Origin of the sequence: Pedobacter sp. L105 (genome assembly GCF_009765875.1) — a bacterium.
Taxonomy (GTDB): Bacteria; Bacteroidota; Bacteroidia; order Sphingobacteriales; family Sphingobacteriaceae; genus Pedobacter.
Genome location: NZ_LMUP01000002.1, coordinates 404,789 through 427,290, shown reverse-complemented (window position 1 = coordinate 427,290; position 22,502 = coordinate 404,789). Strand labels below are relative to the sequence as shown.

Here is a 22,502-nt window from a genome sequence, read left to right as displayed (position 1 = left end):
ACAAATGTAGATTATTTTTATCAGTGTCAAGTGAAACCAGGAAATTAAAATAACTATCACCTCTAAAATGTAAGGTTTTTTCAGGATAAGACAGGATAAGACACTATTTAAGATGGTTTTGACTTCGGTTTGTGTTGATAGGGGATTGGTAGGGTGTTGGTAGGGTGTTGGTTCGGGGTTGGTTCGGGTAAGAGCCGAACCAACCCCCCCGGATAGTCGAGCCAATGCCCTTTAAAAGCAGACTTAAGTACGAGTGAAGTCAAAGGGATCTCAAACTGGGATGGGCGGTACAAATCTACTTATTTAAATGAAGGAATTTATAACGCCAATAATGACGGCTATCAAACAATTATAATTGTTTTAGGCGAACAATTGTTTTTGTACTAATGTTATATTGGCATTATAAATAGAATAAAATGGAAAAAGAAGACCACATCCAGCAATTGATCAATACTGCAAAGGCAATGGTAGCCGACCATAAAGGTCTTGTTGCAATTGATGAAAGCGTAGCTACCCTGAATAAACGTTTTGAAGGTTCAGGAATAGAACAAACAGAAGAAAATAGAAGGGCTTATCGTGAAGTATTAATTACTACGCCCGGCATAGGTGAATATATTAACGGGGCAATCTTATTTGATGAAACTGTTTATCAGAAAACAGCATCAGGTACACCTTTTTTGGAAGTGATGAACAAAGCAGGAATTATTCCTGGAATAAAGCTGGATGAAGGAACAGAAGACCTTGCTGGTTTTCCTGGTGAAAAAGTTACCAAAGGATTAGATGATTTGGCAGAGCGGTTAACAGGTTATGCAAAATTAGGTTTAAAATTTGCGAAATGGAGAGCCGTTATCTTGATCGACGGGTTAACATTGCCTAGTGATGCCTGCCTGGTGAGTAATGCCCATGCCCTGGCACGTTATGCAGCTGCTTGTCAGCGGGCAGGAATTGTGCCTATTGTTGAGCCTGAGGTAATTATGGATGGCGATCATAACATAGAAAGGTGTGCAGAAGTAACGGAGAAAGCATTGCGCATTTTATTTGAACAATTGTATCTGCTTAAAGTGGAGCTGGGAGGTTTAATTTTAAAACCAAATATGATTTTACCGGGCGCAGGTTCAGCTCAAAAAGTTGATGCCGACCGGGTAGCTGCTTTGACTGTACAAACTTTACGTAATGCAGTTCCGGCAACGGTTTCGGGTGTGGCTTTCCTTTCAGGAGGACAGGATGCACTAGCGGCAACAAAAAATTTAAATGCAATTAACCTGACTTACAAAGCAGAACTGCCATGGCCGGTTACTTATTCTTTTTCGAGGGCATTACATCAGCCTGCATTGGAATTATGGAAGGGTAAAGCAGAAAATGTCAAGGCTGCACAGGAATCATTTCTCGAGCTGGCAAAGGCCAACAGGTTGGCTAGAAAAGGGGAATTTAAATAAAAAATAGAGGTAGAATAGGTTTAATATCTATTCTACCTTAATCTATAATTTTGAAATTAGCGTTAAAGATGATTTCCAGTTCTGAGGGAATCAATGGTTTTTTCAATAGCTTGATCACATAGGGATTAGCTTCAGCTTTATGAATATCCCCAAAGTCAAGCGTGGAAGATAACATGGCCACCAGGCAACTGTCTTTTAGCTGGGGTGAAAAACGCTTATAATTTTCAAGAAATTCAAAACCATCCATTTCTGGCATTTGTATATCCAGCAGAATCAAATGAGGCATCTTATCTGGTTCATTGGCGTGATCGCTAAAGTAGTTTAACGCATCTTCTCCAGACTGGAACTGAATGATGTCATCAAATAGTTTGGAGATCAGGATGATCTTATTGTTGATCTTTAGATCGATGATATTATCATCAATGAGCATGACCCTTAAAGGTCTTTCAATTTCAATTGCCATTTGGAATAGTAATTTTGAAAGTAGTACCCTGGTTTAGAGAAGATCTTACCGATATTTTTCCGTCAATCTTATTTAAAGCTTCCTTAACTATGAAAAGCCCTAATCCGCTTCCTTTGTTGTTTTTCGTTTTAAAGAATTGAGTGAATATTTTTTCTAAATGTTCATTGAGAATACCTAATCCATTATCTGTGATTGATATATCTACTTTATAAGGACTAACATCAATATGAATGTCTACCACTTTCTGGTGCTCACTGTCCTTTTGATATTTAATGGCATTGGATATCAGGTTGCCTAATATTACCTCTATTCTAAAGCTGTCCCCAATAAAGGAACCTGGTTGATTAATATTGAGATTGAATTTCGTATCCCTGTCAGTGTAGGAATATAAGTCGATGATTTCGTCTACTAGTTTTTTAAAATTGATCTCTGAAAGGTCAGATACATTTTTATTGTTTTTATAGTATTGTAAGGTCTTCTGTATATAATAATCCAGCTTATTGGAACAGGATTCAATCAATTCCCAGTATTCTCCGCTGGAATGATAAAGACCTTCCATTTTAACCAGGTTAACGATACCGATAACAGAGACAAGGGGGGCACGCAGTTCATGTGAAATACTGTAAATGAAGCGGTTTAGTTCATCATTAGTTTTCTCCAGTTCTTTGATTTTATTTCTGAGGTCTATTTTCGACTTATAGGCATCATGCGCATTTTTTATCGAATTGTGGAGTTCAAGGTCGTTCCATGGTTTAGTGATATACCTGTAAATATCACCATGGTTAATTGCATCGGCCAGAGCCGCAATATCCGTATAACCTGTTAGCAGGATCCTGATTGGATCGGGATAACTCACCGAAATGCTCTTAAAAAATTCTACACCGGTAGTTTCCGGCATTTTCTGATCGGCGATGATCACTTCAACCGGCAGGTTTTCCAGTACTTTTAATCCTTCTGCTGCTGAGTTGGCTGTGTAGATCTCATACTGTCTCCTAAAGCTTGCTTTGAAGGCAAGGAGATTGTTTTCTTCGTCATCAATGTATAGAACTTTAACAGGTGAGCGAGTCATATTATCGATTGTTTACAGGCAAGGTAATAATAAATTCTGTACCATAATTTACTTTTGTAACAACATCAATATGGCCTTTATGTTTTTCTATGATACTAAACACAATTGACAGTCCCAAACCTGTTCCTTCACCCACCTCTTTGGTGGTGAAAAACGGCTCAAATATCTTCTGTTTGATCTCTTCCGTCATGCCTGGGCCGGTATCTTTAATGCTGATTTTCACCTGGTTATCTTCTTCCCATGTAGAAATATATAGAAATTCTTCCTCACCACTGTTTGGTTTCACTTTGATGGCCTGGATGGCATTGGTCATCAGGTTCATAAATACCTGATTTATTTTTCCGGGAAGGCATTCTACCAGTGACAGGGGCTTTAAATCTTTGATTATTTTCACATAATGCGGTACAGTGCTCCTCAAAAGAACCATTGTGGATTCCAGGCCTTCATTTAGATCGACGGGTTTGGTATCACTTTCATCCAGCCTGCTAAAGTTTTTTAAGCTTCTGATGATTTCCGCTGTTCTCTTGGCACCTTCACCAATTCCTGAAAGCAGGGAGTTGATCTCTGTTTTTATAAAATCGAGATCAATCTGTTTTTTAAATTTATTAACCGATGCAATCTGCTCGAGAATGTCTTTATCAGGATCTATATCTTCATATTGCTGGATCACATCGTAAAGGTCGTTGATGTCCAGTTCAAGAGGTTTAATGTTGGAGGTGACAAAGTTTATCGGATTGTTGATCTCATGCGCTATTCCTGCGGTTAACTGACCCAGACCAGCCATCTTTTCGGCGTCAACCAGTTGTGATTGCGCTTCTTTCAGGTCTCTCAGCGTAAGGTTTAATGTACTATTGGAGTTCTGCAATTCTTCTGTACGACGGTTTACCTGGATTTCCAGTTCGGCATTTTGTTCCCTGATGAGGCGTTCGTTCTCTTTGGAAACTGCAAGGGCCTGTCGCTGGGCCTGTTCGTTCTCGGTCCTGAAGAAATTAATTTTATCTGCCAGTGCAAATGAAAGCAAAGTGATCTGTATAACCGAAGCGATCTCTAAAATATAGGAGGTAAATCCGTTGTAGGGAATAACGTTGAAATTTCTTAGTACAAAAATAACAATGGAACCTAAGAAAATGGAATACCCGATCAGGAAGAATACTGCAGGGCGATATCCTTTTTTTCTAACCGCGTTGGCTACAAATAAAACGTATAAAGAAGCAGATAAGGCTGTTAATTGTAATAAATCTATGGCCACAGCAAAGTTGCCAGACATTCCAATAATACAATCAATGGAATATAAGGCAATGCATACATCCAATCCATAGTCTAGTTTTGGCGTATAATTTTTGGTTTGCAGGAATTTCTTTGTAAAGATCAGGGTTGATATTCCTGAGAAAAAGGGTACCAGAATGGAACTGTAGTTCGCCATCCAGGTACTATTAGGCCAGAGGAATTTAAAGGCTAATCCTTCAAAGAAGAATTGGGTAAGGCCAACAAAAAGTATATAAATGATGTAATAGATATAACTGGAATCCCTAACGGTAAGTGATACAAACAGATTATAAATAATCATGATGATAATTATACCTGCATACATGCCAAAAAGTAAATTCTGTATCAATGTCTGATCCAGAATAGCACCTTCACTACCCAGCAGCATTGGAAGCTGGATTTGATCTTTAGAGCTTACACTGATGTAAAATTGTGCTGAAGTCCCTGTAGGAATATCAAGCGGAAAGATATAGTTTGGATTATCAATTACCCTTTCTGAATACTTTTTATATTCTCCGAGGCTGATTGTATTCCATGCCCCGGCTTTATTGAGGTAATACAGGTTTATTTTATCAATGGCTGGCTGTTCTACCATCAGAAACAGCTTCTCGTCATCAGACTGGTTTCGGATATTGAATTTTACCCAAATGGTGGCGTCAGTTATTCCCAGGTTAGGGACCTTGTCTGTTGTAATTTCAAATTTTTGAGAGCCAATGGAACTGAATGGTAATTTTGCGCTTTTATCTACGAAAATGGCTAATCCTTTATCCAGTTTTAATAATTTTTGAGAATTATTAACAATAATTTCAGGAGCATTTGTTGCTGCAAATGCAAAAGAAGTAGCTGTAATTAGAAGGAAAAGTAAACTAAATACTTTTTTAAGGGTCATTTTATAATTTTATATTGGGAATCCCGATATTATATTCAAGGGCATAAGTTCCTTTTGGACCTACCTCTTCATAAGTCTGATGAGGTGTTCCCCTTAAAGAGAGCATTCTCGTTCTTTCATTTTCCGATGCCAGTGCCAGATCGTTAATATCAGGAAGCCTCATGGCAGTAGCTACAAGATCTTCTTTTGGATAGTAGAACAAACCATCGTTACCCAATGATTTTTCTATAATATAGCCTAATCTGGTTGCCATCTTCACGGTTACAGGTGCACATAGTACCCATGAAGTTTTTACCGGAAGCTGCGTAGCTATCGTCACTGCAATCCTGGCGAGGATGTAACTGCCTATTCCCATACCGGCTACTTCCCTGGAGTTCCACAATCCGCAAAGTTCATAAACCCCGCCGCCTGCCTGATCTGCTTTAATCATATCGTAGATTTTCGGATCGTATTTTCCAATGGCACTTTCTATCGGCAGGGGATAGTTGCCCTTGGCAATTTGTACCCTGGCACCTCCAAAAACTGCTTTGGTTTCTTTATCTTCAACAAGAATAACGATGGTATCTTCATCATCTACCCACTCCTGGGTGTTTGAGGTAATCTGGGTTATTCCATAAATTTCAAGTAGCCTTTTATGGCCGGTAATAAATTTTGAGCAGGCTTCCTTATCGTCTGGAGCTCTGAATGTTCTAATGTGTAGCATCGTCTCCGCTTATGTAACTAATTGTATTGAACTTACTGGTGAAAAACTCGTCAAAGTCTACAAACCATCTGCCCGACTGGGTAAATTGGTTCAGCAAAATTTTCCTGCTGATGTCTGTAACCATTGCTCCGCCTAGTGTTACCGCAGAAGCAAGCTGAGGCCATCCAACGATAGTTTTATTCATTTCTCCAAATGATTTTTTCATCGCTTCTGTCAGATTTTCAAATCCTATGATTTTGGAAAGGATCTCCACTTTTTCTGCAATGGTTAAATTATATAATTTTTCATTCAGTTCTTCAGGGCTGAGTTCTTCGAGCTCGTTAACTGTGCCATGAAAAATGTGCCTGTTGGGCTCCAGGTCAAATCTCTCCACATCGAGCATTCCTTTATCATTGGTATCCATCACAACGGGTATACCCAATGCTTTTGCTTTGATCCGGCTTAATACTTTAATATCGATTCCATCACATTCTTCTACCAGTACATCCAGTTTGCCACCTAAGGTAAAGAAATCATCAATGTTTTGATTGGTAATTCCATCCGTATAACAAACTACATTGATATAGGGATCCAGTTCGGCAATCTGTCTTGCAGCAACAATAGATTTATTTAACCCAAGGTCCTGGATATTGACTTTAATCCTGTTCATATTGCTGAGTTCAATATCATCAAAATCTGCCAGCCGAAGTTCTCCGCAAGTGCGTTCCATCGTTAAAGTGAATGCAATCATCGCTCCAACTGATAAGCCAATAATTCCAATTTTTTTGGTCTTTAAAGTTTCAATATCTTCTAATGTTACCTTATAGATATTTCTATTGGTCCTTACCTTGATGAAGTCCTGTTCATCTAAAATATGGATTACTTTGTTTGACCAGGGAAAGTATACCCAAACGCCAAATTCATTCAGATCCCCATTCACATATTCAGCAATAAGTTGCGCTGATTCTTCTTTAGTTAGTTTTCTGGTGGGGTTATTTAATCTGATTAGTTCTGCTAATTGACCTGCTATGGTGTCATAAACGGCAATACCTGTGTTATTTTGTAACAGGTCGCGGAGCTGTTTTTCATCCTCCTGGTTATTTATCCTAAAAAAAACAGGCCGGTAAATCGTTGATTGATCGGGTAAATCGGTGCTAGAATAAATCTTATTCATTTTATTAATTAATGTGTGATTTTATGAAAAATTAGTCAATGTATTAATTTGAAGTAATTTTATCCGAAATTAGTTTTTTAGAATTTATAAAAGCAATATATTTAACAAAAAAATCTAATAAACACGAATGAATTCCGACACCTTAATTAATGTGCTTTATGTGGATGACGAAGTTCACAATCTTAACTCTTTTAAAGCCGGCTTTAGAAGGAAATTCAACGTTTTTACCGCGGAATCTGCTGTAGAAGGAAGAAAAGTATTAGATAGCGAACTTATCCACGTGATCATTACTGACCAGCGTATGCCGGTAACAACTGGTATAGAATTTTTAGAGTCGATTATACCAGACTATCCGGATCCAATCAGAATTTTATTAACTGGTTACGCAGATATTAATGCTGTAATTGATGCGATCAATAAAGGTCAGGTTTATAAATATATTCAGAAACCCTGGATGGATGAAGACCTGAGGATCAATATTGAAAAAGCTTATGAGATCTATTCACTAAGAAAAGAAAACAGGGAGCTTACTGAAGCTTTGCTGGTAGCCAATAAGCAACTGGAGTTTCTATTGAGACAAAACCTGCTGTCTTAAGGAGGTTATTCATGCTCATGTTTTGAATTGATCATGAGCATGAATATTAAAATTTACAATTCTTTTCTAAGCCTGGCTACAGGAATATTCATTTGCTCCCTATATTTGGCAACAGTTCTTCGTGCAATATTGTAACCTTGTTCTTTTAAGATCTCGGTTAGTTTTTCATCAGCCAGCGGCTTGCGTTTATCTTCATTGCCAATACAGTCTTCCAGGATCTTTTTTACTTCTTTGTTGGATACTTCCTCGCCACTTTCAGTTTGGATAGCTTCAGAGAAAAAAGATTTTAGCAGGAAAGTACCAAATTCGGTCTGCACATATTTTGAGTTGGCCACCCTCGATACTGTTGAGATATCCATATCAATTTTATCAGCGATATCTTTCAGGATCATTGGGCGCATTTTACGTTCATCTCCTGTGAGCAGGTACTCATACTGATATTGCATGATGGCGTTCATGGTTTTAAGCAGGGTTTGCTGACGCTGTTTGATAGCGTCAATGAACCATTTTGCAGAATCCAGTTTTTGCTTTACAAATTGTACGGCTTCTTTTAGTTTTTTATCTTTTTGGGCAGCTTTATCATAGTGCTCAAACATATCAATGTAAGAACGGCTTACCCTTAGTTCGGGTGCATTTTTTGAATTCAGCGTGAGGATCAGTACCGAGTCGTTATTGGAAATATGAAAATCGGGGATTACCTGCAGTTGTTTTGTGGTAACCTGATTTGAATCTCCGGGTTTTGGATTAAGACGCAGTATTTCGGCTATAATTTCTTTGAGGTCTTCACTGTTTAAACCCAGTGATTTCTCCAGTTTATCGTAATGTTTCCTGGTAAATTCATCCAGGTAATTCTCCACGATCAGAATGGCTTTCTGAATGATCGGGTTCAGCGGGTCTTTTCTGCGTAATTGCAGGGTAAGACATTCCTGAAGATCCCTTGCAGCAATTCCGGGAGGGTCAAAACTCTGTATCACCTTTAACATTTCCAGTACATCTTCTTCTTCAACCATTGCATTTTGTGAAAAGGCAAGGTCATCGATCATCGAAGTAATTGGTCTTCTCAGGTAACCGTCATCATCTAAACTGCCGATGATCTGTTTACCAATGATAAAATCCTGGTCTGACAGCGGTACCAGGTCCAGTTGTTCCTGCAGACTTTCAAAAAAAGTACTCTCTATAGCTATAGGGGTTTCTTTTTTTTCCTCGTCATCATCACTGTTATTATATGATGTGCTGTAATCATTTCCACCATCGTCCTGCAAATAATCATCTACATTAAATTCATCGATGCTTTCTTCTTTTGAACCTCCATCAAAATCTTCGGGTGTATCATTCAAATCATCGTACTCTCCCTTAGGTTCCTCGGCAATCATTAAACTTGGGTCTTCAAGCGCCGGGTTTTCTTCTAATTCTTCTTTTATTCGGGTATCAAGGGAAACGGTAGGAACCTGCAGCAATTTGATGAATTGAATTTGCTGAGGCGATAATTTTTGAAGTAATTTTTGTTGTAGGTGTTGTTTAAGCATGTTGTGTAGAAAAGGTATTTTGACCCGTTTCAAAAATAAGCATTTGGTTTAGATATAAACTATAGACTCATATCTATTATTATAATTGGATGAAACTTTCCGGGAAAACAGTGGTTTTTAGAATAAAGTTTATACTTTTAAATGATAAGTGACCACAAATTAAAATTAGATTATGAGTTTTGTTAAGGAATTTAAAGAGTTTGCAGTAAAAGGCAATGTCGTAGACCTTGCTGTCGGTGTGATTATTGGCGGGGCATTTGGTAAAATTGTTACTTCTATGGTAAACGATCTGATCATGCCACCTATAAGTTTATTGATCGGGGATAAAGGGTTTACTAATTTTTATATCCCGCTAAACGAGAAAGTAAGGGCATTTGTAGCCGCTAATCCAAACGCTTCTTTAGAGGATGCAAAAAAGGCGGGACCTGTTTTTGCCTGGGGTAATTTTGCGACTGAGGTAATCAATTTTATCATTCTGGCCTTTATTATATTCCTGATGGTGAAAGCGATCAATGCGATGAAACGTAAAGAAGAAGAAGCGCCTAAACCTGCACCAGCACCTACAACTGAAGAAACTTTGTTGACAGAGATCAGAGACCTGCTAAAAACAAAAGCAGTATAGTTAGTAATAGGGGGAGTGGATCAATTCCACTCCCTTTAATTGGCTGCCGGCGTGTTGGTGATGATCACATAATCACCCAGCTCGGCGTATTTTTTCTTGTCCTGATCGTCCATTGTAGCGGCAGAGAAACAGGAAATGTTGGCTACTGTTAATTTTGGGGCGTACTTTTTTATTTGTGTAATTACGCCGATGTGCTCATCGCTGTGAAACCTTCCGTTTAAATGCAGTATTTTTTTCTTAGGATATAGTTTGGCATATTTTGCAATAGACCATCCCATCGTTGCATCCCATAAATTCTGGGTCTGATAGATCTTCATGCTGCCCATATCGTGCCCGCCAAGCGTTTCTATGAATTTCTCATGGTATCTTCCCGTAGCTGTATCGATAGGTAATGGAGGTAAAAAAGCTCTCGAGGCAGCAGGAAATTCGGCCAGTTTTTGCAATCCTGACATCGAGACCGCATTACTATATCTGGTAGCTGCATTGGCACCCACAATATCGGTTTTGTTTGTTTTAGCCAGTTCTATCAGGGTTTGGTAATCTGTATAATTGTTCCACGCCCGGGTTTCTTTAATAAAGTTTTTTTCAGAAATCAGGTCCAGCAGATATTCATTGATCACAGGCTGAACATCCGTGCAGAACATTTCCATCGATAGTGCTGTTCCGGGATAATCCTGCAGCATTTTTTCATAGATCTGCGCTTCAAGCTGATGTCCTGTGGAATCATTGTGCTCTTCACCAAATACCAGTACATCTACATTTTTTATATTTTTAACCAATTCCTCTACAGTTATGGTCTTCCCGGTTTTAGTTTCATAAATACTATAATTCGTTTTTTGTGCAAATAAAATGGAAGGTAACAGTGCCCAGCTCAGTAATAAAAGGATTTTCTTCATGCCTGTAAATTTCGTGTCGAATTTTGTACGCTTCAAATTAACGTATAATTTATCCATTGACCTGTTCAATTTTGCAGGTATGATACTCTCCTGATTATTTCTTTCTGAATACGGCCATTCGGGAGAATATTTTACCGGTAAAAAAAAGGCATTCACCGGTTTTTTACGGTGATATGGGGGATGGCTATTTAGGAATCTGTTTATAGGCCTTACTTTAGATCAACATTAAAGAATAGATAAAAAATAATAACAATGAAAACTGATATAAACACAAATGGTCGTTCAAACAAGGTTGGAAACGGCTTACTTCTTTTGGCAATTGGCCTGGTATTTTTGTTAAACAATTTAGGCGTTAACGTTCCTGACTGGATATTTAGCTGGTCGGCATTAATGGTTGCCATAGGACTATTAATTGGCTATAAACATGATTTCCATGGAAACGGATGGCTGGCAACAGTACTGATTGGAAGTTATTTTACCATTGAAACGATGTTCCATGCAGACCTGTCTTCCTATTTTTTCCCTATAGGATTTATTGTAATAGGTTTATTCCTGCTCTTCAGACAAGGGAACAGACATTCTTTCAGATGGGAGAAAAAACCTGTGAATTTTAATTAACATAATCATGGAAACATATAAAAATAAAAATAGCCACGCTAACCGGATGGGGAGTGGCTTAATTCTTTTAGTGATTGGCCTCATCTTTTTTTTAAGGAATTTTGGAATCGGGGTTCCCGACTGGGTATTCAGCTGGTCTACGTTTCTAATGGCAATTGGCTTAATCGTTGGGATAAGACATAATTTTAGGGGCAATGGATGGTTAATTATGGTGCTTATCGGCGGATATTTTACATTCGAAGATATGGTTCATCTGGATTTATCCCAATATTACCTGGCTTTTGGCTTTATTGTACTGGGGTTGATCTTAATCTTAAGGCCATCCCGGAAAGATCAATGGAGGAAAAAACTATTGGATTTTAACCTGGCCAGTGAGCCGGAGACTGAAGAAACTCCAGGTGATGACAATGATTATGTAGATTCTGTAAATGTATTTAGCGGTAGTAAACAGCGTATTTATTCCAAAAACTTTAAAGGTGGCAATGTGACATCTATTTTTGGGGGATGTGAGCTGGACCTGACCAAAGCAGATTTTGAAGGCACGGCTACTTTGGATGTGGTAGCTGTATTTGGAGGGTTTAAAATTATTATTCCACCAAACTGGATTGTAAAATCATCAATTACACCATTATTTGGAGGTGTTGACGATAAAAGGTCAATTCCTCCTCTCGGAGAAGAACCTTTTAAAATATTAAAAATAAAAGGAGTAGCTTTATTTGGTGGGGTAGATATCAGAAACTATTAAAAATCAGAACGTGACGAATAATCCTTTGTTAAGTAAACGTATACAAACGACGGCAGTTACACTCTTCCTGGTCTGGATAGCTGCCTTTGTTTTACTGTTTTATTATACTTTAAATTTAAACTGGTTCGCTTCTGCTGCAGACAGTTTAATTACCAATATTCTTTTGGGGTTTTCCTGTTTGATTTTGGGTACGGTTTTAAAATTTTATCAGCCCAAGCGCGAGCTGGTGTTGTTTGTAATTATATTAAGCCTTGTGCTGGCTGCTGCCATTTCTTTCATCAGCAGGTTTTTGCTGAGCAGCATTTTTGTGCATTACCTCACCTACACTAGCTTTCTGACCTTTTCGTTGCCCTTCAGGTTTATGATCCTGTTTGTTTTTCTGGCCTGGTGTGCATTTGCCAACGTATTATGGTATAGGCTGGAAGAACAGTCGGAAACGCAGGTCCGCTTATTTACAGCAAAGAATTTAGCTAAAGAAGCCGAGCTGAATAAATTAAGGCATCAGCTGCAGCCGCATTTTTTATTTAACAGTCTCAATTCTGTGTATGCGCTGACCATTGTTAATCCTAAAGAAGCAGGTACCATGATCACTAAGCTGGCATCCTTTTTAAGGGGGACGCTGAAGAGGGATGATGAAGTTTGGGTAAGTGTAGCGGAAGAAATGGAATATATCCAGCTCTATCTGGATATAGAAAAGGTGAGGTTTAGCCATCGCCTTAATCTGGATATACAGATTGAGGAAGCTACGCTCGACCTGTGCCTGCCGGGAACGCTGCTTCAGCCGATTGTAGAGAATGCAATCAAGTTCGGACTCTATAACACCTCGGCCCCTGTACTGATCTCTATAGCCGTGAAGGTAGAAAACCACGTGCTGAAGATCAGTGTGCAAAACCCCTATGATCCTGAAATAAAATCAGCAGGAGGGACAGGTTTTGGCTTGACAGCTATCAGAAGAAGATTATATTTGCTGTTTGCAGACACTGAGCTGCTGCAAACCAATTCACTGGAAGGGAACATCTATTTAACAACACTCAAAATACCACAGCAATATGATCAGAACGATACTCATTGACGATGAGCCTTTAGCAAGAGATGTGGTAAAACACTACCTGAAGAATTTTCCGGATATTGAAATTGTTGCAGAATGCAGTGATGGATTTGAAGGTTTAAAGGCCATTGCCCAGCATCATCCTGATTTTATTTTCCTGGATATACAAATGCCAAAGATCAATGGTTTTGAGATGCTGGAACTGGTAGACCAGCCACCTGTAGTGATATTTACCACTGCATTTGATGAATATGCCATTAAGGCCTTTGAGGTAAATGCAGCCGATTACCTGCTTAAGCCTATAGACCAGGATAGATTTGATCAGGCGATGCATAAGCTGCCGGCCAGGTTAAAACAAACAGAACTGATACCTGAGCTGCTGGAAACAGCGGCAATGAGCCCTGCGCAGCATAACCGGATCGTAGTGAAAACGAACGGCGTGATTAAGATTCTGCCTGTGGCCGATATTCATTATTTTGAAGCAGATGACGACCAGGTTAAAATAAGCACTACCGAAGGTAATTTTTATAAAAATAAAACGATGAGCTTTTTTGAGCAGACGCTGGATAGCGACCAATTTATACGCATCCATCGTTCTTACCTGATTAATTTAGCACAGGTAAGCAAAATAGAGTTAAAAGAGAAAGATAATTATGTAGTGCTCCTAAAGTCAGGTATTTGGCTGCCGGTTAGCAAGACAGGTTATCTGAAACTGAAAACATCTTTGGGTTTATAGTGATCAAAAAAAATAAAATAGGGGCGGGTCTATTGCATTTAAGAAAAAATCGCACTATATTTGCACCTCTTATTTAAAAAAATAATAGTTAAGATATCATACAGTTATGAAAAGAACATTCCAACCTTCGCAAAGAAAGAGAAGAAACAAACACGGCTTCCGCGAAAGAATGGCTACAGCAAACGGTAGAAGAGTATTAGCTTCTCGTCGTGCAAAAGGAAGAAGCAAATTATCAGTTTCTGACGAACGTCGTCACAAAGCATAATTTTGATTGCTGCACGTTAAGTGCCGGCAGATCATTATGTCTGCAATTAAGCGATCAAAAACATGAAGACATTTACTAAAGAAGAACGGTTATGCAGCAGGAAATCATTAGATCTGCTATTTAAGAACGGTTCTTCTTTTTTATTGTATCCTTTTCGTTTGTCTTATTTATTTGTGCCTGGTAAAAGTGATTTTCCTGCGCAGGTAGTAATCAATGTATCTAAGAAAAGGTTTAAGCGGGCGCACGACAGAAATCTGATCAAACGCAGAACCCGCGAAGTTTACCGGCTGCATAAGTCGGAAGATCTTTATCCATTACTCAATTTTCCTGATCAAACGCTATTGCTGTCTATCCAGTTTATTGGTAAGGAGCATGGTGAATATGCCTTTTTTGAAAAGAAACTTACAGGTGCTTTTAAAAAACTGATTTTAACCATTGGCGCTAATGGAACTGATTAAACGGGTTATCGGCTGGATTTTTTTAGGTATCATTAAGTTTTATCAATGGTTTTTATCACCCATCTTAGGGGCAAGCTGCCGTTTTACGCCAACCTGTTCCCAATACGGTATAGAGGCTATTAAAAAGCACGGTCCTTTTAAGGGAGGCTGGCTAACGCTTAAGCGCATTGGCCGCTGTCATCCATGGGGTGCACATGGGCATGATCCTGTTCCATAATTAAAAAAAAATATAACAATGGCAACCATTCTCCAAATCGAAACAGCAACACAGGTATGCTCGGCGGCGCTGTCTGTAAATGGCGAGACCATCGCACTGAAAGAACTTGCTGCCCAGAATATACATGCGGGAAGCCTTACTTTGTTCATTGAGGAAGTCATGGAAAAGGCCGGCGTTAGCTATACAGATCTTGATGCTGTAGCGGTAAGCAGCGGTCCCGGGTCCTATACTGGTCTTCGTATTGGCGTATCCACCGCCAAAGGGATTTGTTTTGCGGTAGATAAACCTTTAATCGGCATCAGCACCCTGCGTATGATGGCGAAAGGGTTTTTGACCTTATTTCCGGATTATACTGGTCTGGTATGCCCGATGATCGATGCAAGGAGAATGGAAGTGTTTACCGGATTATATGATGCTTCGCTTCAGGAAATATTACCGGTAACGGCAAAAATTATAGATGAACACGCTTATGAGGAAGAACTGGCTAGTGGCCAGATTACCTTTATTGGCGATGGTGCATTAAAATGCAGCGATTCAATTCTATCTGTAAATGCAGCCTTCTCTTCTCTTAATTTTAATTCCGCGGCCAATATGAGTAGTTTAGCTGATCAGGCTTTTAACAGTGTCCATTTTGAGGATGTAGCTTATTTCGAACCATATTACCTTAAGGATTTTGTAATCACACCCGCTAAGAAGAAAGTTTAATCGCCATCTTTTTTAAACATTCTGAAAAGTTTATGGAAAAAGCCTGTTTCATTGGCACCATCGCCAACGCCGGGCATGTAACTGCTGTTCTGAGGATGTTCTACTACATATCCGAATTTAATAGCCAGTCCTAAGTAGACAGATGCGCCGGTATAACCAGAACTCACACTGGCCACCTGTTTTATTTTAGCCGTTCTCAGCAGATTGTCGCTTCCCAGGAAGAACTCAAAATTAGGCGTCTGATACATACCCTGCAGGCCCAGCATCATAAATCCAATCATATTGTAAGCGGGTGTAAGACTAGCTGAATATTGGCCGAATTTCATGGTATTTACGAAGGCAACATCCCCTCCTGCATAAAATAGATTCTTTGAAACGATAAAATTAGGTTTATAAGATCCGAATGTTTTAGAGATCAAAAAATCAGCTTTTGCATTGGTAGGGGTGTAAAAACTTTTTTGTTTATCGGAATTAATAAATAGATTTTCCAGTTCTTTATCTAAGGTGTTTTGAGAGACCAGTCCTTCTGTAGGGATCAGGCTCGGGTCTTGTGCTACCGTTACTTCCTGATTATCAATATTGATAGAATGGGAATCTTTATTCCATCTGATGAAACCGAGGTCCTTAACATTTGCGATGATGGTTACCCCGCTTTTTGCATTATAGGTGGTACCAAAACCAGCAGATAAGCCGGGGTTTTTAAAATTGGGTAAAAATGATTTGGTAGAAAGCTCGCTTGCACGCAGGTAATTGGATTCATAGTTACCAGAAAGCCCTACGCTCAGTGCATTTGTTGCAGGATCTACTGCTATACTCGACTGGGTAATATCTATTTTGTTGTAAGTTATTCCACTGAGCAGACTCAGTTTTACTCCCAAAGACAACCGCTTGTCTACATTTTCGCGATAGGTCATACTGAACTGATGGTATGACTGTCCATAACCATGCCCATTAAATAATCCATTTTGTGAACTCGTGAACCTGCTGTAATCGCCGAAGGCAACCAGCGTTTCATTGGTATAATCTGCATATCCGTCGGTACGCACCTGCCACGAAAATCCCAGTTCCTTATGGTATTTATAGGACTGAAAAATCCTGAAAGTTAGCAGGTAAACATTAGAATTTTCATAAATCTTGTTCCTGTTGTTGTTACCGATGGGTACATTGTCAGTATTGTATTTGCCGTGGTTTATGAGGTCGCTAAGTACATAGTTCGATTCTCCTTTGTTTGCCGCATTGAGTCCAAAATAAGGAAGCAAAAAATTTGAAGCATACTGCCTGGAAGAATCCAGGGCAAAAGCAGGCTGTGCAGGATTTTCAAAAGCATCAAATAGTGTTCTGGTATTAAAAAGACCATATTGCTGCGCTTTAATTTGTGTCGAGATAATTAAGAGAATAAAAAGTGTCAGGTATGTTTTTGCCATATTTTCAAACTGTTCTTAAATATGGGTAATTAAATAGAAGAATCCGATTATTCCTATGTTAATTATTTATGATCTTAAAAATTCAACACCCTGACAGACTGTTTTATGTCCTTTAATTTTCAGGCTGAAGGTTTGGGTTTATAGTTGCTGTACTTTCGGGAACAGTATTTAACAATAGATTGGTTTGAAAATTTCCTTTGTCCCCATTTAGCTGATAGATGAAAGAACTAAATCCGTCTACGCCTTGCAGGATTGTAAAGTGTTTATAAAATGGCATATAAATATTCTTTCTGATTAAGCCGGACGAGTTTTTAGGGTTCACATAAAAAGTGATACTGGAATTGTTTGAGATCTGGCTGTACAGGTTAATATAATCAGGAGTGTTGACCAATAATTTATTGTTTTTATAAGCATTTAAAAATTCCTCTAAGGCTCCGGATCGGTTAGAAAATACCAGATAATTGTCAATGATGGTATAATAAGGTTTGCTGAATTTTTTAAAAGGTTCACCGAAATAACAATAAAACAGTCCGGATACTTTCATCAGTTTAATGTCCTGGTTATCATCTTCACTGATGTCCAGTAAAAGCTGTTTCACCCTGTCGCCATTGGTTAAATTAATTGCCGCAATATCTTCAGCAGATTTTAACTGGAAAGTGATCAGCTGATCTTTAAAATATACCGGTAAAATATCCTCCGGATCCAGGTGGTAATCCCTGTTTGTTTTTTCTATGATGTTTTTTACTTTGGCGGCGTCCTTATTTGCTTTAAACCATTCTTTCAGGGAGTTTCGCCAGGTCTTATAGTTGGGGATCACAAATAACCTGAAGTTCGCTGTCTGGTCTGGCAGCAGGTTGTCAATCGTGTTTTTTTGTGGTGTCAGGTTTGTAAATAAATAGAGGTAATTGTTCTTGTCATTCAGGTGGGTATTTCCGTTGAAAAACACCCTTTCCCTGCTGAAGTTATAGTTAAGTGCAGAAAAGGAATCCTGGTGATTAAAAACCGAGAGGTTTCCGCTTAATGTTCCCGGAAGGGTAGCTTTTAGTAACGCAGGAATTTTGTTAAAATCTATATAAAGATTGCCTACGCTATTTTTACTGAGCTTATTGTTCGATTGGATATAGGCCACAAATTCGGTTGTTTTCTTTTGCGGATTGATTGCTGTTTTTACAGGGGCCGGCTGATTGGACAACAGGATCAGGTTCTTTTCCATACCCAGGTAAAGGGAAGTACTGTCATTCACAATTAATTTCATGATGCCTGCGGTATCGGTAATTTGCATTCCATTCGACCGCATCATTTCCAGTAACATTGGCTTGTCGCGTTCGTCATTGAGCTGCGTGCTGAGCAGGTAATCAATTTTTTTGTTTTTTCCGGCAGAGAAACTGATGTAGATGTCCCTTTTTGAAATCAGGTTATTGATAGCTGGGTTAGCAATGATCTTGTCCTTTAACAAACTCAGCTGATTAAATTTAGTTGCTCCAATTAGTTTCTGAAAAAAATTCTGTCCTTTAAGGATGTCTAATACACTTTTATCATTCTGAACAGAAAAGACAAGGCCTGAGTTTTCTGTAGCCGCGTAAAGACTAATTTCATTATAGCTGTGCTCTCTGTTCAGTTTTGAAAAGTACAGATAGGCCATTCCTGCCATCGCCAGCAATAATATAATCAGGGTGAAATAAATTCTTTTCATTTCTATTTAATTGATTTTACCAGTGATAAAGCTATTCATCACCAATTGAAAGCCCTAAAGCCCATGATGGTTTCACCTGTGTGAATGCAAATTTAATTTAATAGTTCGATTACTAGAGAAAATGCAAACAGGTTTATTAATTTTGTGAAAGCAGTAAAGCTGAAATGAATGAATAGACGAATAATTTTGACTGCTTCTTTTTTTGGTGCAGTAGCGGTAATGCTGGGTGCTTTTGGTGCTCATGGCTTGAAAAATCTGGTTTCTGCTGATGCTGTGGCGATATGGAATAAAGGAGTTGAATACCAATTTTATCATACTTTTGCATTACTATTTTTATCTACGTTTAATAGGTTCAGAACAAAATTGGTAGATCTTTCTTATCTGTGTTTTACAGTGGGAATGGTGTTTTTTTCAGGTTCACTTTACCTGCTGGCCACCCTGCAGATCACGCATATAGAGTTTATTAATATCATAGGCCCGATTACTCCTTTGGGTGGGCTTTTGCTGATTGCAGGCTGGGGACTTCTCTTTTTTGCAGCATTAAAAAACAGATAAATGCAGGATTCTACTATGCTGGATTTTGAGGAAAGGGATACCCTGTTCATAGAGGTAATCTTACCGCTTTCTCTTGCCAAAAATTATAGTTACCGTGTCCCTTTTCAATTAAATGAACATGTTGCCGTTGGTAAAAGGGTAATTGTTCAATTTGGAAAGAATAAGATCTATACGGCCTTGATTAAGAGTATCAGTCGTACTGCGCCTGAATTATACGAGGCCAAGTATATTATTGATGTGATTGATGAATATCCGGTAGTGAATATGCAGCAGTTCCAGTTTTGGGACTGGATGATGGATTACTATTTATGTAATGAAGGGGATGTTATGGCAGCGGCGCTTCCGGCCGGTTTAAAATTGGCCAGTGAAACGATCATCATTCTTCGTGATGATATTGCTGTAGAGAGTTTAACCCTTACAGATAAGGAGGTTATTCTGATCGCTGCCCTTGAAAAACAACAAAAACTTACAGTAGATCAGATTTCTGCTTTATTGGGACAGAAAACAGTGTTTCCAATTATTAAGTCGCTGCTGAACATGGAGGTTGTCTATATCGCGGAAGAAGTTATAGAAAAATACAAACCTCTTTTAAAATCCTATATCACCTTAAATCCTTTTTACCAGGAAGAAGCTCATTTAAGACAGCTTTTTGAGGTGCTGGAAAGAGCGCCAAAACAGTTGGATGCCCTGCTGGCTTATCTTAAACTTTCCAAATCGGGAATAGAAATAGCTAAACAGCAATTGCTGGAAGAAAGTAACTGCGGTCAGGGAGCATTAAAATCATTGATTGACAAAGAAATTTTTTCCGTTAAAAAGAAGCCGGTAAGCCGTTTAAAAGACGAGTCTGATGAGCTGATCCTGAATTTTAAATTAAGTGCAGCGCAAACTGTGGCCTTGACAAGGATTCAAACTGAATTTCAGTCGAAAGAAGTGGTGTTGTTGCATGGTATCACTGCTTCCGGTAAAACCCAGGTTTATATTAAGCTGATTGAAGAAGCTATTGCAGCTGGCGGACAGGTGTTGTTCCTGCTTCCTGAAATAGCGCTTACCACGCAAATCGTGGAAAGAATAAGACGTTATTTTGGTGATGCGATAGGTGTTTATCACTCCAAGTTTAATGATAATGAACGTGTAGAGATCTGGAATAATGTGATCAATGGGAAGTACAGGGTAGTTTTAGGTGCCCGTTCTGCCGTATTTTTGCCCTTTAATAACCTGAAGCTGATTGTAGTGGATGAAGAGCATGAATCTTCCTACAAGCAGAATGAGCCCAGCCCCAGATATCAGGCGAGGGATGCTGCCGTTTACCTGGCCCACCTTCACCAGGCGAAAATTGTTTTGGGATCTGCAACACCTTCTATAGAAAGTTATTATAATGCTTTGAACCATAAATATGGTTTGGTTACCCTTAATGAAAGGTTCGGGGGAGTAGAACTGCCGGTTCAGCAGATTGTTAGCATATCGGAAGAAACAAAGAGGAAAAAGATGGTTTCTTATTTCTCCAGCGTTTTAATCGATGACATCACTGCTACGCTGGAGAAGAAAGAACAGGTCATCCTGTTTCAGAACCGAAGGGGTTATGCTACTATTTTAATTTGTAAAACCTGCGGTTTTGCACCTAAATGTGTGAACTGCGATGTAAGTCTGACGTTCCATAAAAGCAGTGGCAGGCTCCATTGTCATTACTGTGGCTACCATGAAAACAGTATGAATATATGTCCTGCCTGTGGTTCTGTGCATATAGAGCAAAAGGGTTTTGGAACAGAACGGGTAGAAGAAGAACTGAGCCTCATTTTACCCGAGGCTAAAATTGCAAGACTGGATGTAGATAGTACCAGGACTAAAAATAGTCTGCAGAAGATTATAGGCGATTTCCAGGACAAGAAAACTGACATCCTGATCGGCACACAGATGGTAGCTAAAGGACTTGATTTTGATAACGTTACCTTAATTGGCGTGATCAATGCCGATACGCTGTTGAATTATCCGGATTTCAGGGCTTTTGAACGCAGTTACCAGTTACTAGCACAGGTAGCAGGGCGTGCAGGAAGGCGTGATAAACAGGGGAAGGTCTGTATTCAGGCTTATGACGATAAACACCGGATCATTAAACAAGTGGTGGATAATAATTACCTCGAAATGTATAATGATGAAATTGCAGAACGGCAGCAGTTTCATTATCCGCCTTTTACCAGGCTGATCTTTATTAATGTAAAACATAGGGATGCAAATTTACTGAATGCCGCTGCAGCTCATTTTGCCGCGCTATTGAGGGCACAGTTGGGTAATCGTGTATTAGGACCTGAGCAGCCCCTGGTTTCGAGGATCAGGAATTACTATATTAAACAGCTGATTATTAAAACAGAGAAATCTACCTCTATTCAAAAGGTGAAAGCTATTCTTAAACAGACTATGGCAGATTTTAATGCCGAGAAGACTTATAAGGGGGTGATCATGCAGATCGATGTTGATCCCTATTAGTTTTTATTTCCAAAATGGACCTGCATCCCCATAGTGATAGGATTGATCAGAAATTCCCCCTTGCTAAAACTATTTATTCCGGTTATGCCTAAGGAATTTGCAGCACCTTTTCCCTCACGGTCATGTGCATAATAAAACTGTAAACTGCTTTCTGCAAAAATAGTGATCTTGTCTGTGGGATCGATCTTAACGCCAATAGCTGGCGCCAGGGTTAACCCGTTTTTCGTTTCTTCCGCTGCATTTGAAGCAGCAACCGCCTGCTGGTTATTTAGTGTATTCATATATCCTTTAAACCGGTTGTACCGATAACCCAGATCAAATGCAAAATAAGGCTGTATATTGGAAAAGCCAAAGTTTTTCTCAAATCCTATTTTAAAGGTATAATCTGTGATTTTTCCGTTGGCAATATTGCAATTTGTACAGTCTTTCTCGAAACTTATATTTTTTTGTACAAAGCTGCCGCCAAAGCGATAGCTGATCTGGTTGTCATTGAGCTTAACCATTCCACCATTAACATAACTCGTAATATATTTTTGGGGATCCTGCTCAAATATTTTTGGGTTTTGCAGGAGAGTAAATCCTGTCAGTGAAATCGAGTAATTGTAGTTTCCATTCAATTGTGAATATGCCCTGATGGAAAATACAGAGCAGATGAACAGTAACAAAAATGAGCGTCTCATACGTAAAAAATTGGTGTGCGGACTAAATTATATAATAATTTGCTCCACTTTCTTAAAAGTCCCCGAAGTAAATATATTCTTCTTTACTAGAAATAAATACACTCTGGTAAGCGTTTTTTGGAAGACTATTATTGCTGTATCAAACAAAATATTTTTTCTTTTTATGCTATGATAAGTTCTTTACTAAAGTCTGATCTACTGTAGTTTGACTACTAAGGCTTAATTTTATAGGAATTAAAACCTTAAAATCCGATTTCAA

The 22,502-nt window shown here is 38.8% G+C and carries 23 protein-coding genes; 13 read left to right on the top strand and 10 right to left on the bottom strand.

The genetic code is table 11. The features are described 5' to 3' along the window. The first annotated feature begins 416 nt into the window (after positions 1-416). Complete coding sequence (locus GSQ84_RS03020) at positions 417-1,436, top strand: class I fructose-bisphosphate aldolase (RefSeq protein ID WP_158795768.1); 1,020 nt, start codon at positions 417-419, stop codon at positions 1,434-1,436. Positions 1,437-1,473: 37 nt separating this feature from the next. On the opposite strand, the gene GSQ84_RS03015 is transcribed toward GSQ84_RS03020, so the two are convergent. The 5 genes from GSQ84_RS03015 to GSQ84_RS02995 are packed head-to-tail and all read right to left on the bottom strand — an operon-like array spanning position 1,474 to position 6,979. Continuing rightward, complete coding sequence (locus GSQ84_RS03015; RefSeq protein WP_158795767.1) at positions 1,474-1,899, bottom strand: response regulator; 426 nt, start codon at positions 1,897-1,899, stop codon at positions 1,474-1,476. After that, positions 1,889-2,968: a hybrid sensor histidine kinase/response regulator gene (locus GSQ84_RS03010; protein WP_158795766.1), complete on the bottom strand. Its 1,080-nt coding sequence runs from the start codon at positions 2,966-2,968 to the stop codon at positions 1,889-1,891. The genes GSQ84_RS03015 and GSQ84_RS03010 overlap by 11 nt, the downstream gene beginning before the upstream one ends. Position 2,969: 1 nt before the next feature. Then, positions 2,970-5,123 (bottom strand): 7TM diverse intracellular signaling domain-containing protein, encoded by a 2,154-nt coding sequence (locus GSQ84_RS03005; RefSeq protein ID WP_158795765.1) that lies wholly within the window; start codon positions 5,121-5,123, stop codon positions 2,970-2,972. 1 nt (position 5,124) lies between these two features. Further along, positions 5,125-5,826, bottom strand: a complete 702-nt coding sequence (locus GSQ84_RS03000) for a hypothetical protein (protein WP_158795764.1) — start codon at positions 5,824-5,826, stop codon at positions 5,125-5,127. After that, the gene (locus GSQ84_RS02995) at positions 5,813-6,979 is read right to left on the bottom strand and encodes a ThiF family adenylyltransferase (protein ID WP_158795763.1); all 1,167 of its coding nucleotides are present in this window, start codon (positions 6,977-6,979) and stop codon (positions 5,813-5,815) included. The genes GSQ84_RS03000 and GSQ84_RS02995 overlap by 14 nt, the downstream gene beginning before the upstream one ends. A 127-nt stretch (positions 6,980-7,106) precedes the next feature. Between GSQ84_RS02995 and GSQ84_RS02990 the strand changes: the two genes are divergently transcribed. Continuing rightward, complete coding sequence (locus tag GSQ84_RS02990; RefSeq protein WP_158795762.1) at positions 7,107-7,574, top strand: response regulator; 468 nt, start codon at positions 7,107-7,109, stop codon at positions 7,572-7,574. A gap of 53 nt (positions 7,575-7,627) precedes the next feature. Here the strand turns inward: GSQ84_RS02990 and rpoN are convergent, their stop codons facing one another. Then, positions 7,628-9,100, bottom strand: coding sequence for an RNA polymerase factor sigma-54 (rpoN, locus tag GSQ84_RS02985; protein WP_158795761.1), 1,473 nt, complete (start codon positions 9,098-9,100; stop codon positions 7,628-7,630). A gap of 172 nt (positions 9,101-9,272) precedes the next feature. Between rpoN and mscL the strand changes: the two genes are divergently transcribed. Continuing rightward, the gene (gene mscL, locus GSQ84_RS02980) at positions 9,273-9,722 is read left to right on the top strand and encodes a large conductance mechanosensitive channel protein MscL (RefSeq protein ID WP_158795760.1); all 450 of its coding nucleotides are present in this window, start codon (positions 9,273-9,275) and stop codon (positions 9,720-9,722) included. A 35-nt stretch (positions 9,723-9,757) separates the two neighbouring features. Here mscL and GSQ84_RS02975 read toward each other — a convergent pair whose 3' ends face one another. Further along, positions 9,758-10,618, bottom strand: a complete 861-nt coding sequence (locus tag GSQ84_RS02975) for a ChaN family lipoprotein (RefSeq protein ID WP_158795759.1) — start codon at positions 10,616-10,618, stop codon at positions 9,758-9,760. A gap of 252 nt (positions 10,619-10,870) precedes the next feature. Here GSQ84_RS02975 and GSQ84_RS02970 point away from each other — a divergent pair, with 252 nt between their 5' ends. From GSQ84_RS02970 to tsaB, 8 genes are all read left to right on the top strand, one after another. Next, a complete protein-coding gene (locus GSQ84_RS02970; protein WP_158795758.1) occupies positions 10,871-11,236 on the top strand; it encodes a LiaI-LiaF-like domain-containing protein in 366 nt (121 codons plus the stop codon). Between the two features lie 7 nt (positions 11,237-11,243). Further along, positions 11,244-11,981 (top strand): LiaI-LiaF-like domain-containing protein, encoded by a 738-nt coding sequence (locus tag GSQ84_RS02965; RefSeq protein ID WP_158795757.1) that lies wholly within the window; start codon positions 11,244-11,246, stop codon positions 11,979-11,981. Positions 11,982-11,991: 10 nt separating this feature from the next. After that, the gene (locus GSQ84_RS02960) at positions 11,992-13,053 is read left to right on the top strand and encodes a sensor histidine kinase (protein ID WP_254070766.1); all 1,062 of its coding nucleotides are present in this window, start codon (positions 11,992-11,994) and stop codon (positions 13,051-13,053) included. Beyond that, complete coding sequence (locus tag GSQ84_RS02955) at positions 13,031-13,765, top strand: LytTR family DNA-binding domain-containing protein (protein WP_158795756.1); 735 nt, start codon at positions 13,031-13,033, stop codon at positions 13,763-13,765. Before GSQ84_RS02960 ends, GSQ84_RS02955 begins: the two co-directional genes overlap by 23 nt. Positions 13,766-13,871: 106 nt before the next feature. After that, positions 13,872-14,030: a 50S ribosomal protein L34 gene (gene rpmH / locus GSQ84_RS02950; protein ID WP_073232865.1), complete on the top strand. Its 159-nt coding sequence runs from the start codon at positions 13,872-13,874 to the stop codon at positions 14,028-14,030. A 62-nt stretch (positions 14,031-14,092) separates the two neighbouring features. Beyond that, entirely contained in the window at positions 14,093-14,488 is a 396-nt protein-coding gene (locus GSQ84_RS02945; protein WP_158795755.1) for a ribonuclease P protein component, read from the top strand. Continuing rightward, positions 14,475-14,705: a membrane protein insertion efficiency factor YidD gene (gene yidD / locus GSQ84_RS02940; protein WP_158795754.1), complete on the top strand. Its 231-nt coding sequence runs from the start codon at positions 14,475-14,477 to the stop codon at positions 14,703-14,705. The genes GSQ84_RS02945 and yidD overlap by 14 nt, the downstream gene beginning before the upstream one ends. A gap of 18 nt (positions 14,706-14,723) precedes the next feature. Next, entirely contained in the window at positions 14,724-15,410 is a 687-nt protein-coding gene (gene tsaB, locus GSQ84_RS02935; RefSeq protein ID WP_158795753.1) for a tRNA (adenosine(37)-N6)-threonylcarbamoyltransferase complex dimerization subunit type 1 TsaB, read from the top strand. Here tsaB and GSQ84_RS02930 read toward each other — a convergent pair. Together GSQ84_RS02930 and GSQ84_RS02925 are read right to left on the bottom strand one after the other, a co-directional pair. Continuing rightward, the gene (locus GSQ84_RS02930; RefSeq protein ID WP_158795752.1) at positions 15,407-16,834 is read right to left on the bottom strand and encodes a DUF5723 family protein; all 1,428 of its coding nucleotides are present in this window, start codon (positions 16,832-16,834) and stop codon (positions 15,407-15,409) included. The genes tsaB and GSQ84_RS02930 overlap by 4 nt on opposite strands. A gap of 112 nt (positions 16,835-16,946) precedes the next feature. After that, a complete protein-coding gene (locus GSQ84_RS02925) occupies positions 16,947-18,527 on the bottom strand; it encodes a DUF3352 domain-containing protein (RefSeq protein WP_158795751.1) in 1,581 nt (526 codons plus the stop codon). A 168-nt stretch (positions 18,528-18,695) separates the two neighbouring features. On the opposite strand from GSQ84_RS02925, the gene GSQ84_RS02920 reads away from it, so the two are divergent. Both GSQ84_RS02920 and priA read left to right on the top strand, forming a co-directional pair. Next, a complete protein-coding gene (locus GSQ84_RS02920) occupies positions 18,696-19,082 on the top strand; it encodes a DUF423 domain-containing protein (protein ID WP_158795750.1) in 387 nt (128 codons plus the stop codon). Then, a complete protein-coding gene (priA, locus tag GSQ84_RS02915; protein WP_254070765.1) occupies positions 19,083-21,563 on the top strand; it encodes a primosomal protein N' in 2,481 nt (826 codons plus the stop codon). Here priA and GSQ84_RS02910 read toward each other — a convergent pair. Then, positions 21,560-22,243 carry a hypothetical protein gene (locus tag GSQ84_RS02910; RefSeq protein ID WP_158795749.1) on the bottom strand — a complete coding sequence of 228 codons (684 nt, stop codon included), beginning with the start codon at positions 22,241-22,243 and terminating at the stop codon, positions 21,560-21,562. The genes priA and GSQ84_RS02910 overlap by 4 nt on opposite strands. Between the last annotated feature and the right edge of the window lie 259 nt (positions 22,244-22,502).

Bases quoted from the DNA above. Each gene is read 5' to 3' on its own strand.
- GSQ84_RS03010 (WP_158795766.1), bottom strand. From the start codon at position 2,968: ATGACTCGCTCACCTGTTAAAGTTCTATACATTGATGACGAAGAAAAC.
- GSQ84_RS02925 (WP_158795751.1), bottom strand. From the start codon at position 18,527: ATGAAAAGAATTTATTTCACCCTGATTATATTATTGCTGGCGATGGCA.
- GSQ84_RS03005 (WP_158795765.1), bottom strand. From the start codon at position 5,123: ATGACCCTTAAAAAAGTATTTAGTTTACTTTTCCTTCTAATTACAGCT.
- priA (WP_254070765.1), top strand. From the start codon at position 19,083: ATGCAGGATTCTACTATGCTGGATTTTGAGGAAAGGGATACCCTGTTC.
- GSQ84_RS02970 (WP_158795758.1), top strand. From the start codon at position 10,871: ATGAAAACTGATATAAACACAAATGGTCGTTCAAACAAGGTTGGAAAC.
- GSQ84_RS02955 (WP_158795756.1), top strand. From the start codon at position 13,031: ATGATCAGAACGATACTCATTGACGATGAGCCTTTAGCAAGAGATGTG.
- GSQ84_RS03020 (WP_158795768.1), top strand. From the start codon at position 417: ATGGAAAAAGAAGACCACATCCAGCAATTGATCAATACTGCAAAGGCA.
- GSQ84_RS02995 (WP_158795763.1), bottom strand. From the start codon at position 6,979: ATGAATAAGATTTATTCTAGCACCGATTTACCCGATCAATCAACGATT.
- GSQ84_RS02965 (WP_158795757.1), top strand. From the start codon at position 11,244: ATGGAAACATATAAAAATAAAAATAGCCACGCTAACCGGATGGGGAGT.
- GSQ84_RS02910 (WP_158795749.1), bottom strand. From the start codon at position 22,243: ATGAGACGCTCATTTTTGTTACTGTTCATCTGCTCTGTATTTTCCATC.
- GSQ84_RS03000 (WP_158795764.1), bottom strand. From the start codon at position 5,826: ATGCTACACATTAGAACATTCAGAGCTCCAGACGATAAGGAAGCCTGC.
- GSQ84_RS02920 (WP_158795750.1), top strand. From the start codon at position 18,696: ATGAATAGACGAATAATTTTGACTGCTTCTTTTTTTGGTGCAGTAGCG.
- tsaB (WP_158795753.1), top strand. From the start codon at position 14,724: ATGGCAACCATTCTCCAAATCGAAACAGCAACACAGGTATGCTCGGCG.
- GSQ84_RS02945 (WP_158795755.1), top strand. From the start codon at position 14,093: ATGAAGACATTTACTAAAGAAGAACGGTTATGCAGCAGGAAATCATTA.
- rpmH (WP_073232865.1), top strand. From the start codon at position 13,872: ATGAAAAGAACATTCCAACCTTCGCAAAGAAAGAGAAGAAACAAACAC.
- yidD (WP_158795754.1), top strand. From the start codon at position 14,475: ATGGAACTGATTAAACGGGTTATCGGCTGGATTTTTTTAGGTATCATT.
- GSQ84_RS03015 (WP_158795767.1), bottom strand. From the start codon at position 1,899: ATGGCAATTGAAATTGAAAGACCTTTAAGGGTCATGCTCATTGATGAT.
- GSQ84_RS02975 (WP_158795759.1), bottom strand. From the start codon at position 10,618: ATGAAGAAAATCCTTTTATTACTGAGCTGGGCACTGTTACCTTCCATT.
- mscL (WP_158795760.1), top strand. From the start codon at position 9,273: ATGAGTTTTGTTAAGGAATTTAAAGAGTTTGCAGTAAAAGGCAATGTC.
- GSQ84_RS02930 (WP_158795752.1), bottom strand. From the start codon at position 16,834: ATGGCAAAAACATACCTGACACTTTTTATTCTCTTAATTATCTCGACA.
- rpoN (WP_158795761.1), bottom strand. From the start codon at position 9,100: ATGCTTAAACAACACCTACAACAAAAATTACTTCAAAAATTATCGCCT.
- GSQ84_RS02990 (WP_158795762.1), top strand. From the start codon at position 7,107: ATGAATTCCGACACCTTAATTAATGTGCTTTATGTGGATGACGAAGTT.